This is a genomic window from Hyphomonas sp. UBA4505 (genome assembly GCF_002388685.1).
Classification (GTDB): domain Bacteria; phylum Pseudomonadota; class Alphaproteobacteria; order Caulobacterales; family Hyphomonadaceae; genus Hyphomonas.
Genome location: NZ_DGMZ01000012.1, coordinates 818792 through 834915, shown reverse-complemented (window position 1 = coordinate 834915; position 16124 = coordinate 818792). Strand labels below are relative to the sequence as shown.

The following is a 16124-nucleotide window of genomic DNA, read 5'->3' as shown; positions in this document are numbered from 1 at the left end:
ACATGGTCAAGCTCGACAAGATATACACGCGCTCCGGAGACAAGGGAAAGACACGCCTTTCGACGGGTGAGCCTGTTGATAAATGGCACCCGCGTGTTGTGGCCTATGGCACGGTGGACGAGACCAATGCCGCCCTCGGTGTGGCCGCGCTCAAGGCCGAGGGTGATATGCTTGCCGCCATCCGCCGTATCCAGAATGACCTCTTTGATCTCGGCGCCGACCTTGCCACGCCAGAGCGGGGCAAGCCGCTGGAATGGACTCCGTTGCGCATCATTGAAAGTCAGGTGCAACGGCTTGAAACCGAAATCGACGCGATGAACGAGCATCTCGCCCCATTGGACAGCTTCATCCTGCCGGGCGGCAGTGATCTCGCCGCGCACTTCCATGTCGCGCGGACGCTGTGCCGCAGGGCCGAGCGGGAAGTGGCGGAAGTATTTGCGATGGAAGACGAAATCGTCAGCCCTGAGGCGCTTGCCTATATCAATCGCTTGTCAGACTGGATTTTCGTCGCAGGCCGTGTCGCAAACAATAATGGCGCAGATGATGTGAAATGGGTGCCGGGCGCCAACCGCTAGGCGCGCTGTGTCTCTTGCACTTCAGCCATCAGGCCGAACAATTCGATCACGGGTGTAACCACGCCGTCCCCGCGATACTCCCGGTAGAGCGTATCGACATTGACGGCGATGCGTTCGGCGTCGCCCCAGCTTGAATAGTCCCCGAGGGCAATATCCAGCGCAGCGTCGCGCGCACTTAGACCAGCTTCAAATCGCTTGCGCGCTTCTGTGTCGACGAATTTCAGATATTCGGCAACGCGTCGCACACCCGCCTTGTCCGTCACCGGACCATGCCCAGGAACGATAACATCGACATCCATCTCGCAAATTCGGTTGCAAGCGCCGATCCAGTTGGAGACCGGGCCAGCCCACATCAGTGGAGTGCCTTCAATGAACAGGATGTCGCCGGTGAAGACCGTCTTGTCATCCGGCACATGCACCAGCACATCGCCAGCTGTATGAGCCGGGCCGACTTCAATCAACTCAATCGCCTTGTCACCGACTTTCAAGTCCATTTGGCCTGTAAATGTCTGAGTCGGCGCGCGCTCTTCCACACTATCGAAATCGAACGGCGCAAAGATGTCGGCAAAATAGCTGCCGGCAGGCCCGAGCTGTCCGCCGAGCTTTTTGAACTGGGCAAGCATGGCAGGCGGGACTTCGATCATTTCCCTGGCGCTGGCCTCTGACGTAATTATCTCCGCCTGCGGACAGCAGCCATTCCCATGGCAATGATCGCCATTTGCGTGCGTATTGACGATGACACCAATGTCCTCTGCCGCAAGACCGGTCGCATCCTGCATCGCACCCAGCATGGTGCGGGTAAGCGGCATGTCGAACAGCGTGTCCACGAGCAGAGACTGGTCACCGTCCCGGATCAGGCCAGCATTGGACCAACCCCATCCGCCATCCGGCTGCAGCCAGGCATAGAGCCCGTTTCCCAGATCCTTCAGGCCATGTGTGTAGGTCCAGCGTTCAGCCATCATGTTCTCCCGTCCTCGCCCGCATCAAGGCGGGGAATGGACGGGAGGGCAAGGTCAGAACCGGTCGAGCAGGCGGCGAAGGTATTCGCGCTCTTCCTCATCATCGGATTCATTGTAGCGTTGGCGCAATTCTTCCAGGATGTCCTTGGCGCGCTGGCGTTCGGTGGCGTCCGGAATATTGACCTCTTCACCGCTGTTTCCCGGCCCGCCCGATGGGCGCCCAAATGGGTCGCTTTGCTGGGCGTCCTGTCCGTTGCGTTCTCGCTCCAGCGTGTCGAGCCGTTCGGCAAGGTCACGCGAAATTTCAGACAAGGCATTTGTTGCCATTTCCTGATTACGTGCCGCCCTGCGCTCATTGCCACGCTCAAGCGCATCTTCAGCCTGTCTCTGGGCGCGCCGAATATCTTCCAACGCGTCCGGATCGACCCGGCCTTCCAGGGCGTTCTCGCCCTCGATTCCGGCGCCCAGACCCTGTTCGCGGGCGAACTCCTCAACCAGCCGTCCCAGCCGGGCTTGTCGCTCGGCAAGTGACTCCGATTGTCCCGGCCCTGTACCTTCGCCCTCATTGCCTTCGGCAAATTCGCCGCCGCCGCTACCGGGGCGTTCGCCGTTCTCCTCGCCGCCGCCTTGCGGGGCTTCAGTCTGACCGCTACCGGCTTCTCCGCCACCGGGTTGACCGGAATCCTGTCCCTGCTGCGTGCCAGACTGTTGCCCGGACTGCTGGCCTGGCTGTTGGCCGCCCTGTTCCTGTCCAGACTGGCCGGGACGCTCGCCACGTTCCTGGGCCAGCGTGTCATCATTCAGCTGGCGCTGTTCCCGCAGGATTTCCGACAGACGCCGCATGGCATCGGTCAGTTCCTGTTCTTCGGGCGGCAGGTCTTCCTGTTCGCCATCGGCTTGCTGACCGGGCATGCCCGGCATGCCACCCGAGCCGGACTGACCCTGCTGGAATTCGAGATTCTGCAGCATGTTCGTGATGTCGGAAAGCAGCTGCCGGGCCTGATCCGTTGCGCCGGTCTCCGTGAGGTCCTGCAGCGCATTCAGCATGTCTTCGAAATCCTGCCCGCCGAGATCGGGCCCACCGGACATCGCTTCCTGATCCATCTGCATTTGCGGCTGCTCGCCGCCATTCGCGATAGCCTCGGCCATCTTGGCAGCGAGGTATTCATTGGCCGCATCACGGAAGGCTTCCATCCGCTGCTTGATCTCGTCTTCAGAGGCCCCGTCCCGCAAGGCCTGCTCCAGTGCACGCCGCGCCGCTTCCAGCCGTCTCAGGGCATCTGCGGCGCTGCCATACTCCGCGCGCAGAGCTAGTGCCCAGAGCAGGGGATCAACCTGTTCGGCCTCATCCTTCGTGGCCGCTGCATCCAGAATACCCTTGGCTGTCCGGAAAGTGAGGTACACGCCCTGATCGCGAATGTAACGCTCGCCTTTATAGGTCATGGCATCGAGCATCAGGGCGGCCTTCTGGATATCAGGCGGGGCGGTCCCGAGGCGGTTTGACGCCGTGACATTCAGTGCATCCTGGCGCAATGCGTCTTCATTCTTTGCCAGCTCTGCATAGTCGCGAGGTTCGCGCAGCACAGTCACACGCACTTCCTGAGCAACGCGCGCGATCGGATCGAGAAACAGTTTTTCCGGCAGCTTGAAGTCGACCGGTTCGCTCAGGCCGGTCTGTCCCGCCCCATCTGTGGCGACCAGGCGCAGCGTCACCGGCATACCAGCCCAGCGATGACGAGTCAGGTCCAGTTGGGTTATGTCCTCGGCCGATGTCGGCGCCGCACCAGATAACGGCACGGCGACATGGTCTGCTTCATCTGGCGCGGCTGGATTTGGGGTTTGCAGAGTGATCCGCAATTCCAGGGCCGAGACGCCATAGTCATCAGAAATCGACCAGGAAATTTCGGTCCGGTCTTGCCGGCCCATTTCAGGCGCTTTCACGAAGCGGGCCTCAGGGGCCTCATCAGGCGAGGTCAGTAGGCGCCAGCTTGCACGCTCGCCCCACCAGTTTACCGTCAGGCGCGTGTCTTCCATGATCCGGGCGCGCGCTTCAAAGGCGCCATCGGGGGTGGGTTCGAATTTCTGCTTACGTGTCGCTTCGCCCTTCAGAACCAATTTCGGCGCGCTATGCGCTTCGGTGCGCAAGGTGACTTCCGAGCCCTCCGGCACGCGGACATTTTGCAATTCCGGAGTGAGGAAAATGGGTGCGCGGCCCGTGTGTTCAGGGGGCGTGATCCACGCTTCGACCACCATGCCGTCTGCACCAACCAGGGCGCCATAATCTGGAAACAGGGCGCGATGCAGGCGCGCGCTCGCATCCGTACCCGCAAAAACGCCCATCAGGACCAGAAGCGCCGGAAGGACCGCGCGCATCCAGTATGGATCAAGGCGGCTCCACTCGCGCGACAGGGACGGCAGTTTCAAGCGTTGGGCTTCTTTCAAAAGGCGCAGGCGATGCTTCTGCCACAGCTTCTGGGATCCTCGGCTCGCGCTCGCCGGGCGGTCGGTTAGCGACGAGACAGGCCGCAGGTCTGACTGTCGGTCGAGCAGGCGAGCTGCATCCTCGCGGCTGACAGGCGTATAGCGCCGTCCGCCTTGCAGGATGAAGAGGATAGACCCGCCGAGAAACAGGATCGTCGCCACAGCGGCCATGGCCGAGCCCATGCGATCAATGACGCCCGCCAAGGCGATGGCGAGAAAGATCGCAACAAAGGTCAGGAAGGGCCAGAACGCCTTGAAAAAGGCGTAGACCGTCAGCTTCCGCCGCGTGGCGGAAACCTTGGCGTTGAGCGCCTTCATGCCGTCTTTGTGAGCCAATCAGGAACCTTTTCGAGGGCGATCATTTCTTCAAAGTCCGGGCGGCGACGGATGATGTCAAATGACGACCCGTTTACCAGCACTTCCGGAACCAGCGGTCTTGCATTGTAAGAGGATGACAGCACAGCGCCATAGGCACCTGCAGACATGAACGCGATCCGCTGACCGGGGCGGACAGCAGTCATTTCGCGGCCCTTGGCAAACTTGTCGGTCGACTCGCAGATCGGGCCAACCACATCGTAGGTCTTGCGCTCTGCGCCTGCACCAGCCTGATTAAGCGGCAGAATGTCGTGGTGCGCATCATAAAGCGCCGGACGCATGAGGTCGTTCATGCCTGCATCAATGATCAGGAAATCCGTCTCCGGCGCGGCTTTTTCATAAAGAACCGTGCTGAGCATGACTCCTGCATTACCCGTGATCACGCGGCCGGGCTCTAGAATGACCTGAACGCCGAGATCCTGTGTCACCTCGGCGATCATCGACGCGTAATCAGATGGCGGGGCTGGCGCGTCGCTGTCCTTGTAGGGGATGCCCAACCCACCGCCGAGATCGATCCGGCCGATATCATGACCGGCCTCACGCAGGCGTTTGGTGAGGCCCACGACCTTTTCGAACGCGGCGCGCATCGGGACAAGATCGCCGATTTGGCTGCCGATATGTACATCAACGCCAACAATCCGGATGCCGGGCAGGGTGGCGGCTTCAGCATAGAGGTCTTCCGCATCGCTCCACGGCACGCCGAACTTGTCGCCTTTCTTGCCGGTAGAGATATTCGGATGACCGCCGGCCGCGACATCCGGATTGACCCGGATGGCCACAGGCGCTTCTGCGCCGGTCATGCTGGCAACCTCTGACAAGCGCCGAAGCTCTGCGGCACTTTCGACATTGAACTGGTGAATGCCTGCACGCAGGGCCAGCTGCATTTCCTCGGCGGTCTTGCCGACACCTGAGAACACTATCCGCTCGGCCGGGATGCCTGCCCTAAGGGCGCGCTGCAACTCGCCGCCGCTGACCACGTCTGCGCCGCAGCCTTCGCGGGCAAGTGTCGACAGGACGCCAATATTGCCATTCGACTTTACCGAAAAGGCGATCAGGCAATCCTGCCCCTCAAACGCCGCCGCGATGACGCGGGCATGTCGCACCAGGGTTGCGGACGAATACACATAACAGGGTGTGCCGACCTCATCTGCAATCTTGTTGAGATTCACGCCCTCGCAATGAAGGCTGCCATCCTGATAAGTAAAGTGGTGCATGAACTACTCGATTTCGCCGAGCGCGCCATTGTCTATGGGCGTCGTCGGTTTGGCGTCTGGGATAACGCCGCCCCATTGATTGGTGATCGGGCCGTCTGGTTCGGTTGTGTCGAGTTCCGTTGCCACCGCCACCGGTTCAACCGTTTCGACGGGTGCAACGGCTTCGACGACCAGAGTCGTAGGCTGGCTCTGGCATGCGGCGGCGAGGCACAAGGCCGTAATGCCGGCGATCCATCGCGCGGCGGAGATTGGCTTGGGTAATTTCATGGAATGCTTCCTACGCGCCGCCGAGCAATTCATCATCGGCTCCGGTATCGCTGCCTTCGTCTTCACGGTCCGGTAGGCTTGGCAGGTTGTTCTGATTCTGGTCCGGCAATTCAGCGGGTTCCAGACCATCGGTTCGCTCACCCCAAAGTGGGTCTGGGCGTTTCAAATCCCCGGTCAGGCCACACGCGGCCAGATTGGCAGATGCGAGCAGCGCCGCAGCGAGAAGAAGAGGGCGTTTCATCAATGACTACTCCAGTCGAAGTCTCTGTTTCCACTGTGCCACTTGTTCGGCAACGCGAACAGGGCTTGTAGCGCCATAAGATGTCCGAGATGAGGCAGACGCCTCAACTGTCAGCACATCGAATACCGCATCGGTAATTTCGGCGTTCACGCTCTGCATGTCGGCCAATGTCAGATCTGACAGATCGCAGGCTTTCTCCTCAGCCTTCGCGACCAATTGGCCCGTGACATGGTGGGCATCCCGGAACGGAAGACCCAGCTCACGGACCAGCCAATCAGCAAGGTCGGTGGCGGTCGAAAATCCCTTCGCGGCTGCCGCGCGCATATTATCGGGTTTGAAACGGATCGTCTCGATCATGCCGGTCATGGCGCGAACACAAAGATTATAGGTGTCGAAGGCTTCAAAGGTCAGGCGCTTGTCGTCCTGAAGGTCCTTGGCATAGGCCAACGGTAGCGCTTTGACCGCGCCCTGCAGGGAGCTGTAGAGGCCGGTAATCAGGCTCGCCTTGGCACGGATCAGTTCGGCAGCATCCGGATTGCGCTTTTGCGGCATGATGGACGAACCGGTCGACCAGGCGTCGGTGAGCTGCGCAAATCCAAACTGAGCACTGGTCCAGAGCACGATCTCTTCGGCAAGGCGGGACAAATGCGTCGCAGCGATGGACAGGGCCGCCAGGGCTTCCAGTGCAAAATCGCGCGCCGACACCGCATCCAGCGAATTGGCCATGGGGCGGGCAAAGCCCAACGCTTCCGCGGTCATGTCTCGGTCGATGGGGAATCCGGTGCCAGCTAGCGCCGCAGAGCCCAGCGGGCACTCATTCAAACGCTCGGCACAATCGAGCAGGCGCGAGCGGTCGCGTTCCAGCATTTCGGCATAGGCCAGCAAATGATGGCCCAGTGTGACGGGCTGTGCGGTCTGGAGGTGCGTGAAGCCCGGCATCACGGTTTCTGTATTCTCGCCGGCGCGACTGACCAGAGCGCTCTGCAGGCCAGCGACCAATTGCATGGCCTCGTCGAGTGCGCCGCGGGTCCAGAGGCGGAAATCGGTGACGACCTGGTCATTGCGCGATCGCGCCGTGTGCAGTCGGCCTGCGGGTTCGCCAATCAGCTCCTTCAGGCGCGCTTCGACATTCATATGAATGTCTTCGAGCTCCCGGCGGAAAGGGAACGATCCGTTCCTTAATTCCTCGGCAACCGTATCAAGGCCGCCCTGAATGGCTTCATTGTCGGCCTCGGAGATGATGCCCATTTCAGCCAACATGTCGGCATGGGCGCGGCTGCCGGCGATATCTTCAGCGGCCATCCGGCGGTCAATGTCGAGGGATGCGTTGATTTCTTCCATGATGTCGGTCGGGGTCGCGGCAAAGCGTCCGCCCCACATTGTCTGGCCTTTGCCTGTCGTCACTGCCATATCCCTTCAAACTCGTATTGGAGACCGCGCCCCATGACCCGTCTGGCCTATATCGCCCTCTTCTTGATCGGCCTGATCGCAATTGTCTATGCGCTGATGAGCGCAGGGGGTGGAAAACCTTCAGAAAACAGGTTGGAAGCCTATGCAAGAGGCGAAATCGAGAAACTTGATTTCTCTCAGGCTGGAACATCCGCCTCAAACGCGCCCTTCTATCTGGAAGACGGCTCAGCCGTTTCGCTGGATGCGTTCATGGGGAAAGTTGTTCTGGTGAATTTCTGGGCCACATGGTGTGCGCCCTGCGAAAAGGAAATGCCGTCGCTCGGAGCGCTTCAGACCGCGCGGGGCGGGGACCGGTTTGAAGTGGTTGCGATCAGCGTTGATGCCCAAGAAGACCTTTCCTATGCCGCGCAGCGCCTCGGTGAACTGGGTGCGAGCAACATCACGTTCCACAGCGCAACGCCGGAACAGTTTGAGATCGTTTACGATAGTGGCGTTCAGGGCTTTCCCACGACGATCCTGTACGATGCGAGCGGCGTGGAGATCGCGCGTCTGGCCGGGGATGCCGACTGGAGTTCTATCGAAGCGGTCGGATTCATCGACGCGCTGCTAAAGAATTGAGGCTGCCAGTCGGGCCCGGGCGATCTGGGTTCCCATGGCCGGTTCAGGCGCAACCGCATCGACCATGACCGGACCGTCGCCGGGCCACATGCGGACCAGCAATTCCAGTTCCAGCACCAGGTCATCCGCGCCTTCCATATTTCGGGCCACGTCGCGCGCGGTCGCCGCATAGCCATATGCCGCTTGATAGGCCGGGGCGCGGTCAATCGCGGCATCAATAACGCCGACCCCATATTCGTCGCCGCAAAGTTCCAGCAGGAAGAGAACAAGATCCAGCTGTTCGAGGCCTGTTGCCTCCAGCGTCTCTGCAAGGTTGGCCTTGGCGGCGATGAGCGCGTCTTCAATGTCCTCTGCGGGTGTTCCGGCTGTTGCGGCGGCGTGGACAGTCTCATAGACGCTGGTGTCGAAGCCAAATGCGCCAAATCCGTCGCGTTCCGACTGGGTTTCAAGCGACACCGCGTGATTGAGTTGCGCCGCTGCGAGGTCTGGCGCGCCCGCGCGGTAGAGTGCCAAGCCCGCCTCGATATGACCGGCGAGTACAGCGACGCGCTTGTCTGCCGTCAGGATGCGTACGCCGACCGACGTGCTGACTTCATTGCCTGTCAGGGCGCGGTCCGTTTCGATTTGCAGTGAATTTTCTGGTGGTGCAGTTTCCGGTGCCGCCGTGCGGGCCGGGGCCGGGTCATTGCAAGCGGACAGGGCCGCGTTACCAAGCAGGACAGATGCGGCAGCGGCCGTCTTCCGGGAAATCATTTTTGGCGTGGCTCCTGTCGTACGTTCTCAGCAGAACCTAGAGACAGGAACGCTACGGGGCAATGCAGCGGCTTGGTTTGCAGAACTACGGGCTGACTTGGCCCGATGTTGTCGATCTACGGTGCGGGCTGCACCAGTCTGGCTTTGGAGCACCGCCATCATAGTCCCAGACTTGGTGGCTGCCTTCGGCCACAAGGCGCGTGGCGAGATCTTCACCATCGATGCTGATATCAACGACGAGCCGCTTGTATCGGTCGAGACCATAATCGCGTGTCACAGCTATTTCCTTGCCACGAGTCAGTTCGATCACCCTTTCCTTGGCGATATAACCTTGTTCGCGTTCGGCTTCGCAGTCGGCCCCGCCAAGCTGTTTCAGACTGCGCGTCTCAGGCGCGTCGACACCATGCAGGCGGAATTTGGTGCCGTCTGGCAGGCGCCCGGAATCGCCGTCGGACCAATAGACGAGGCCGTCCTGTTCGATAGCGGCTTGAGCTGCCAGCGCGGCTGCGCCGCCGAGGCCGGCAAGGATCGCCACGGAATACAGGACAGATCTGACTTGAATGCCGCGCAACATGTTCGTGCCTCCTGAAAGTGTGAGGCGCACGCTGGCGATGGCGGGTTAAGCGAGGGTTAACCGGTCAGATGTGGGGTCAGTTTTGGAAATAGGGACCAAACGGAAAAACCCCGGCCAAAAGGCCGGGGCTTTCCACTATACGCATCATGCGAAGCGAAGAACGCTTACATGAAGCCTTTGAACTTGTCTTTGAAGCGCGAGACGCGGCCGCCACGGTCGAGCATCTTGCCGTCGCCGCCGGTCCAGGCCGGGTGCGATTTGGAATCGATGTCCAGAACAAGGCGGTCGCCTTCGCTGCCATAGGTGGAGCGCGTCTGATATTCGGTTCCGTCTGTCATCACTACGGTGACGAAGTGATAGTCGGGATGACCTTCTTTTTTCATGGCCTTCGCCTCTCTTGAACTCTAAGGACAACCGCGCTGCCATCGCTTGGGTGCGCGGGCTTGTCTCAGCCTGTTTTCGAAGTGGCGCGTGTAACTGAAAGACGCGACCTCTGCAAGAGGCTGCTGGCAGGGAATCTGAAAGGACTTATAGACGGGCATGACCGATACAGACAGCTCCTTCACAGAAGACCGCCGTGCAACAGAACCAGCAGGCGGCGAAGCGATCAACCGGCCCAAGGCAAAGTCGTTGAAACCACTGGCCTTGCTGATGCCCTATGTCGCCCGTCATTGGGTGACCGTGTCCATCGCACTCGTATTCCTGGTGGCGGCGGCGGCCGTTAGTCTCGCGATACCTTTGCTGCTCGGCAGCGCCGCGGATGCGGGCCAGGCCGCGCAGGGCAGCGCCGAGGAATTGTTGGCGCTGGTCGACCGCGCATTTCTCTGGGTTGCGCTGGCGGCCATTCTGTCAGGCGTGCTTGGCGCGATCCGGTTCTATTTCGTGTCACGCTTTGGCGAACGGATTGCGGCCGACCTGCGCAAGGATCTTTATGCGCACCTGCTGAAACTGTCGCCCCGCTATCATTCGCAGATGCGGTCTGGCGAGGCGGTGTCGCGCCTGACAGCAGACATCACGCTGATCGAAACCTTTCTTGGCTCGTCGGCGTCATTGGCTGCACGGACGCTGCTGACCACCACGGGCGCGCTGACCATGATGCTGGTCGTGAACTGGAAGCTCGGCCTCACCTTGCTGGCCATGTTGCCGGTGGCCGTTCTGCCCGTCATGGCGATTGGCCGGGTGATCCGGAAGATGTCGAACCGGGCGCAGTCACGATTGGCGGATGCGGGTGCGGAAGCTGCCGAGGCGCTAGACGCAATCGAACTGGTTCAGGCCTATAATCGGGAACAAAGCCGGCTGGGAGCATTTACCGAGGCGGTCGAGGCGACGTTTGATGCGGCGATGCGCCGGATCGGGGCGCGGTCGCTGATGATCGTTTTGGTCTCTGTGCTGCTGTTTGGCGGCTTTGTGGGTGTGCTCTGGATGGGTGCGCGGGCCGTCGCAACTGGGTCCATGAGCTTTGGCGATCTCGCCTCCATGGTGCTCTACGCGCTTTATGCAGGATCGGGCTTTGGCATGCTGGCGGAAGTCTATGGCGAAGTCATGCGCGCGGCCGGCGCGGCCGACCGTGCCGCTGAAGTGCTGAACGCTGAACCCGAAATCACCGCACCAGAAAACCCTGTTGCCCTGCCGGGCAAGGTGACCGGCGCGCTTGCCTTTGAGGATGTTACTTTCCGCTATGGCGATGAAGCTGTCTCGGCGCTTGATCATTTCTCCCTGTCGGTAAAGCCGGGCGAGTTTGTGGCGCTTGTCGGGCCGAGCGGCGCAGGCAAGACTACGGTCTTTCGCCTGGCATTGCGCCTATTCGATGTGCCATCAGGCACGGTCACGCTTGACGGCGTATCTGCCATGCAGGCTGATCCGCGTGACTGGCGTCAGCAATTTGCCTATGCGCCACAGGAATCGGCGTTGTTCACAGGCACTGCAGCGCAGAATATCGGCTTTGGTACCGACACGCCTGACGAGGCCCTGCTTGAGCAGGCTGCTCGCATGGCTGAAGCGTTCGACTTCCTGGCTGAAAAAGACGGGCTTGCGACGGATCTTGGCCAGAAGGGGAGGAGTCTGTCAGGCGGCCAGCGTCAGCGTATTGCGCTCGCCAGGGCGCTTGTGCGCGATGCGCCGGTGCTCCTGCTGGATGAAGCCACCTCAGCGCTCGATTCCGAAAGCGAAGCGGCTGTGCGCCGGGCCATTTCCAACGCCGCCGAGGGCCGCACCACGCTGGTGATCGCACACAGGCTCTCCACGGTGCGCCGGGCTGACCGGATCATCGTGATGGAACATGGACGCATCGTCGAGGAAGGTAGTCACGAGGAACTCGTGTCCAGGGGCGGCCTGTATGCCCGCCTTGCCGAATTGCAGTTTGCAGAGGGTTGACCCACCTATTTCTTGCGGAGTTTCTTGACCTTGCCATCAATCGTGAACGCGAAGGCAAGTGACAGAACCAGCGGCACCCAGATGGGCAGTTCTCCCAGCCCCGGCGCATCCAGCGCCGCCGCGAGATGATCGTCTACGCACCACCATAACAGCCATAGCCACATATCTTTGTTCCCTTCATCAAGACCCTGTATTTTCAATATAGGGAGCTCGACAAAAGAAATATAGCAAAACGCTATTCTGCGGCTTGCAAGACGGGCGGCTTGCTGGCGGCCTCTTCGGCCTTTGTGAAATCCATCACGCCATCGGCGATTGGCCCGCGGCGCAGGTTCTTGACGTCAGCGCTGTAGTTCTGGTGCAGCTTCCACGGTTTTTCCGTGTGCTGGCGGGGGAACTGGTCCATGACGCGTTGGAAATACCCGGATGAGAAGTCCACAAACGGTTCGGTCTGGTTGGGATATTGTTCGAGTTTCGGCATGGCCGACGTGTAGCCATGCTGGTCCATGTAGTTCAGAAGGCGGCAGACATATTCAGATGTCAGGTCGGCCTTCAGGGTCCATGAGGCGTTGGTGTAGCCGAAGGTGACCGCCAGATTTGGCATGTTGGAGAGCATCACGCCCTTATAGTTCAAGAGCCGTCCAGCATCGGTGCGGGTGCCATCAACGGACACGTCCACGCCATTCATGAACTGCAATTGCAGACCGGTCGCGGTGACGACGATGTCGGCCTCGATCTCCTTGCCGGATTTCAGCTTTATCCCGTTGGGGGTGAACGTCTCGATGTGATCGGTCTCGACGCTCGCCTTGCCAGACTTCAGCGCATTGAAAAGATCGGAATCCGGCACGAGGCATAACCGCTGTTCCCACGGGTTATAGGACGGATTGAAATGGGTCTCGACTGGATAGTCCGGGCCGAGTTCTTCTTTCACCATGCCGATTAGCCGCTCGCGGGCCTTGTCGGGATTTGAACGGGTCTGTTTGAAGAAAAATTGCTGCAGCAGGACATTCCGCCAGCGGATGAAGGAGTAGGCCCAGCTGTCAGGCAGTATCTTGCGCAGGAAATTGGCGAACTTGTCTACCGACGGGCGCGAAACAACATAGGTTGGCGAGCGCTGGAGCATGGTGACGTGCGCAGCCTTGTCGGTCATGGCAGGCACCAGTGTCATGGCGGTCGCGCCAGATCCGATGATGACGACTTTCTTGCCGGAATAGTTGAGATCTTCCGGCCAATGCTGCGGATGAATGAATTGGCCCTTGAAGGCGTCTTCGCCCGGGAAGTCCGGCCGATAGCCCTCATCATAGCGGTAGTAGCCGCCGCACATGAACAGGAAACGACACGTCGTGATTGAACGCGCACCAAATTCATCCTCGTGCGTCACATGCCAGGCTTGGTCGGGCGTGGACCAGTTGGCGGCGACGATGGCCGTGTTGAATTTGATGTGGGGTGTGACGCCATATTCGTTGGCGGTGTCCGCGACATATTTCCGGATCGAAGGCCCATCGGCAATGGCCTTCGCTTCGGTCCACGGTTTGAAGTTGTAACCGAGCGTATGCATGTCGCTGTCAGATCGAATGCCCGGATAGCGAAACAGGTCCCAAGTGCCGCCAATTGCGCCACGCTGCTCGAATATCTGATAGCCGAGGCCTGGACACTTCTTTTCGAGATGAACCGCGGCGCCGATGCCGGAAAGGCCCGCTCCGATGATGAGAACGTCGGTATCGGTATGTATCATGACTGCTTCCTGCCCATTTTTCAGCCTATAAGGCCAAAAAATGACGCGGGTGTCACGATCTTTCTGGTGTCAGGAGGCCTTGCCGCTAGGGAAGGGTTTAGTCCGCTTTCCGCGCGAACGCCGCAGCATGGCGCAGCTGCTGTTCGATCAACGGATGGAGCTCTTCATTGGCAGCCAGAACCGAGCCGGTCTTCATGAAGTCGCCGCCATCGATTTCGGCAACGGTTCCGCCCGCTTCGCGCACCAGCACGATGCCCGCAGCAATGTCCCAGGGTTTCAGGTCGCGCTCCCAGAATCCGTCAAACCGTCCCGCGGCGACGTAAGCGAGATCCAGAGCTGCGGAGCCATAGCGGCGAATGCCAGCGCATGCGGGCGTCATCGCAAGCATTTCGCGGGCAAAATTCGCGTGCATTTCTTCGGCTTTGCCGTGCCACGGCGTTCCGGTGGCCACCACAGCCTCATTGAGGCGGGTGCGAGCGGCAACACGCAGCTTGCGGTTCTCCAGCCATGCGCCGCGTCCGGTCTCAGCCCAGAAGATCTCGTTCTTCGCGACATCATAGACCACTCCGGTCAACAGCTTGCCTTCGCGCTCGAGCGCAATGGAGACAGCATAGTGCGGCTGGCCGTGCAGGAAGTTCAGCGTACCGTCGAGAGGATCCACGATGAATCTGTTCGACTTGTCTGTGCCTTCGACAATGCCCCGTTCTTCCATGACAAAGCCATAGCCGGGCCGCGCCTTCGCGAGCGCTGAGTAGATGATCTCTTCGGCGCGATGATCGGCGTTGGAGACAAAGTCTGCCGGGCCCTTCTTGGACACTTGCAGATTTTCGACTTCGCCGAAATCACGGGCAAGCGAACGGCCAGCTGCACGTGCAGCGGCGATCATGACGGTGCCAACGGGGGAGGGTTTGGACATGGGAGTTCCTAGTCGGAGCGACGGAGATAAGTGGAATCGGCTGTCTGGACGACAATGCGTTCGCCGGTGCCGACAAAGGGCGGAACCATGACCCGGACGCCGCCGTCACAGATTGCGGGTTTGAAGCTGTTGGCAGCCGTCTGGCCTTTCACAACCGGCTCGGTTTCCTGAACTTCGAGGATCACCTGTTCCGGCAGATCAACACCAATCGGCGTCTCGCCATAAAACTCAATGGAGACGGTCATGCCGTCCTGCAAGAAAGCGCCCTGGTCGCCGATAAAGTCTCGCTGGATCGCGATCTGTTCAAAGCTTTCCTGGTCCATGAAGGTGAAAGCGTCATCGTCCGCAAACAGGAATTGATGGTCTTTCTGCTCCAGACGGACCTTCTCAACGGTCTCGGAAGAACGGAAGCGCACGTTCGATTTCGATCCATTCAGCAGGTTGCGCAATTCGACCTGATTGAACGCGCCGCCCTTGCCGGGCTTGACCGACGCCGTCTTCAGGGCGCGCCAGACCGTGCCGTCATGCTCGATGACGTTGCCGGGCTTGATTTCATTACCATTGATCTTGACCATTGGGGCGTGTCCTTTTGAAGGTTTGGCGGGGGCGTAAGCCTTTGGCCCGAAACGGTCAAGCGGGCGGAGTGTTAATGCGGGACCGGTTCATGCAGGGTTTTACAGCGAGCTTGCAGCGTCAGGCCTTCGATGCATCGAGCCGGTCAAGAAGCGCATTGAAGTGGGCAATCGCTACCGGCGCGCCTTCAGGATGATCCCAGACCCCGGATGAGACCGCGAGAAAATCAGCGCCAGCTACAGCGAGCGGCTCGGCGTTTTCGACTGTGATGCCACCAATCGCGACACAGGGCACTTCCATGCTTTCCTGCCATATTTCCAGAAGGTCCGGATTCGCCTCGACCGTACCGGTCTTGGTACGGGTCGGGAAGAACGCACCAAAGGCGACATAATCTGCGCCAGCCTCGCATGCCTGCATGGCAGCATGACGTGAGTTCTTGGCGGTTGCGCCGACAATCATGTCCGGGCCGACGATCTCCCGGGCTTTCTTGACCGGCATGTCATCCATCCCGACATGAACGCCATCTGCACCTATCTCGACGGCAAGTTCGGCGCTGTCATTGACCAGCACGGCAACGCCGTAGGCCTGGGCCATTTCTGTAACGGCTGCGCCAACGGCGCGGGTGGCGTCGACGTCGATCTCGCCGGTATCAGCCTTCAGGCGCAGTTGGAGACAGGCGACATCGCCCGCTGACAATGCCGTTTCCAATAGGGCTGCAAAGCCCTCCACATCTTCGATGCGGGGCGGAGTTATCAGGTAAAGCCGCGTGCGCGGGCGGACATAGTCTTCGGTCTTGCTCATGGCGCGCGCTATAGCGCAGGGCGTGCCTAGCCGGAAGTCTTCAAAACCCGCTGCGTGCTGGCGGGGTAGGCGTCGAGTGGCTTGCCGCGCCGCATCGGCCGGGGCTCGAGGTCGCCGCCGCAGTTCGGGCAGCGACCATCGAGAGGACCGTCCATGCAATCAGAGCAGAACGTGCATTCGAACGAGCAGATAAACGCTCCGGCTTCATCCGGCGGCAAATCGGTATCGCAGCGTTCACAGTTCGGACGCATCTCCAACATCA

Annotated in this window: 18 protein-coding genes; 3 read left to right on the top strand and 15 right to left on the bottom strand. The window is 60.2% G+C overall.

Going from position 1 to position 16124, the window contains the following annotated elements; translation table 11 throughout:
* The first annotated feature begins 2 nt into the window (after window positions 1–2).
* Window positions 3–575, top strand: coding sequence for a cob(I)yrinic acid a,c-diamide adenosyltransferase (locus B3527_RS13110; protein ID WP_206991574.1), 573 nt, complete (start codon window positions 3–5; stop codon window positions 573–575).
* On the opposite strand, the gene B3527_RS13105 is transcribed toward B3527_RS13110, so the two are convergent.
* The 6 genes from B3527_RS13105 to argH are packed head-to-tail and all read right to left on the bottom strand — an operon-like array spanning window position 572 to window position 7522.
* Window positions 572–1534 (bottom strand): MBL fold metallo-hydrolase, encoded by a 963-nt coding sequence (locus B3527_RS13105; RefSeq protein WP_290481401.1) that lies wholly within the window; start codon window positions 1532–1534, stop codon window positions 572–574. The two genes, B3527_RS13110 and B3527_RS13105, sit on opposite strands and share 4 nt — an antisense overlap.
* Window positions 1535–1588: 54 nt before the next feature.
* On the bottom strand, window positions 1589–4351 hold the full coding sequence (locus B3527_RS13100) for a DUF4175 domain-containing protein (RefSeq protein ID WP_290480163.1): 2763 nt from the start codon (window positions 4349–4351) through the stop codon (window positions 1589–1591).
* Entirely contained in the window at window positions 4330–5604 is a 1275-nt protein-coding gene (lysA, locus tag B3527_RS13095; RefSeq protein ID WP_290480162.1) for a diaminopimelate decarboxylase, read from the bottom strand. The genes B3527_RS13100 and lysA overlap by 22 nt, the downstream gene beginning before the upstream one ends.
* A gap of 3 nt (window positions 5605–5607) precedes the next feature.
* Window positions 5608–5871, bottom strand: a complete 264-nt coding sequence (locus B3527_RS13090) for a hypothetical protein (protein ID WP_034814719.1) — start codon at window positions 5869–5871, stop codon at window positions 5608–5610.
* A gap of 10 nt (window positions 5872–5881) precedes the next feature.
* Window positions 5882–6112: an LPS translocon maturation chaperone LptM gene (lptM, locus tag B3527_RS13085; protein ID WP_206991571.1), complete on the bottom strand. Its 231-nt coding sequence runs from the start codon at window positions 6110–6112 to the stop codon at window positions 5882–5884.
* A 6-nt stretch (window positions 6113–6118) separates the two neighbouring features.
* Window positions 6119–7522 carry an argininosuccinate lyase gene (gene argH / locus B3527_RS13080; protein WP_242517418.1) on the bottom strand — a complete coding sequence of 468 codons (1404 nt, stop codon included), beginning with the start codon at window positions 7520–7522 and terminating at the stop codon, window positions 6119–6121.
* Between the two features lie 33 nt (window positions 7523–7555).
* On the opposite strand from argH, the gene B3527_RS13075 reads away from it, so the two are divergent.
* A complete protein-coding gene (locus B3527_RS13075) occupies window positions 7556–8140 on the top strand; it encodes a TlpA family protein disulfide reductase (protein WP_290480161.1) in 585 nt (194 codons plus the stop codon).
* Here B3527_RS13075 and B3527_RS13070 read toward each other — a convergent pair.
* From B3527_RS13070 to rpmE, 3 genes are all read right to left on the bottom strand, one after another.
* On the bottom strand, window positions 8129–8893 hold the full coding sequence (locus B3527_RS13070; protein ID WP_290480160.1) for a hypothetical protein: 765 nt from the start codon (window positions 8891–8893) through the stop codon (window positions 8129–8131). The genes B3527_RS13075 and B3527_RS13070 overlap by 12 nt on opposite strands.
* A gap of 85 nt (window positions 8894–8978) precedes the next feature.
* Window positions 8979–9467 (bottom strand): thermonuclease family protein, encoded by a 489-nt coding sequence (locus B3527_RS13065; protein ID WP_206991568.1) that lies wholly within the window; start codon window positions 9465–9467, stop codon window positions 8979–8981.
* 164 nt (window positions 9468–9631) lie between these two features.
* On the bottom strand, window positions 9632–9850 hold the full coding sequence (rpmE, locus tag B3527_RS13060; RefSeq protein WP_034814727.1) for a 50S ribosomal protein L31: 219 nt from the start codon (window positions 9848–9850) through the stop codon (window positions 9632–9634).
* Between the two features lie 157 nt (window positions 9851–10007).
* Between rpmE and B3527_RS13055 the strand changes: the two genes are divergently transcribed.
* On the top strand, window positions 10008–11840 hold the full coding sequence (locus B3527_RS13055) for an ABC transporter transmembrane domain-containing protein (protein WP_290480159.1): 1833 nt from the start codon (window positions 10008–10010) through the stop codon (window positions 11838–11840).
* Between the two features lie 5 nt (window positions 11841–11845).
* Here B3527_RS13055 and B3527_RS13050 read toward each other — a convergent pair whose 3' ends face one another.
* The 6 genes from B3527_RS13050 to B3527_RS13025 form a co-directional block, all read right to left on the bottom strand.
* On the bottom strand, window positions 11846–12004 hold the full coding sequence (locus B3527_RS13050; RefSeq protein ID WP_198019785.1) for a hypothetical protein: 159 nt from the start codon (window positions 12002–12004) through the stop codon (window positions 11846–11848).
* A gap of 71 nt (window positions 12005–12075) precedes the next feature.
* Entirely contained in the window at window positions 12076–13572 is a 1497-nt protein-coding gene (locus B3527_RS13045) for a flavin-containing monooxygenase (RefSeq protein WP_290480158.1), read from the bottom strand.
* A gap of 97 nt (window positions 13573–13669) precedes the next feature.
* The gene (locus B3527_RS13040) at window positions 13670–14488 is read right to left on the bottom strand and encodes an inositol monophosphatase family protein (protein WP_034814734.1); all 819 of its coding nucleotides are present in this window, start codon (window positions 14486–14488) and stop codon (window positions 13670–13672) included.
* Window positions 14489–14496: 8 nt separating this feature from the next.
* On the bottom strand, window positions 14497–15063 hold the full coding sequence (efp, locus tag B3527_RS13035) for an elongation factor P (RefSeq protein ID WP_034814737.1): 567 nt from the start codon (window positions 15061–15063) through the stop codon (window positions 14497–14499).
* 118 nt (window positions 15064–15181) lie between these two features.
* Window positions 15182–15862: a thiamine phosphate synthase gene (thiE, locus tag B3527_RS13030; RefSeq protein ID WP_290480157.1), complete on the bottom strand. Its 681-nt coding sequence runs from the start codon at window positions 15860–15862 to the stop codon at window positions 15182–15184.
* A gap of 26 nt (window positions 15863–15888) precedes the next feature.
* Entirely contained in the window at window positions 15889–16122 is a 234-nt protein-coding gene (locus tag B3527_RS13025) for a DUF1272 domain-containing protein (RefSeq protein WP_290480156.1), read from the bottom strand.
* Window positions 16123–16124: the final 2 nt, after the last annotated feature.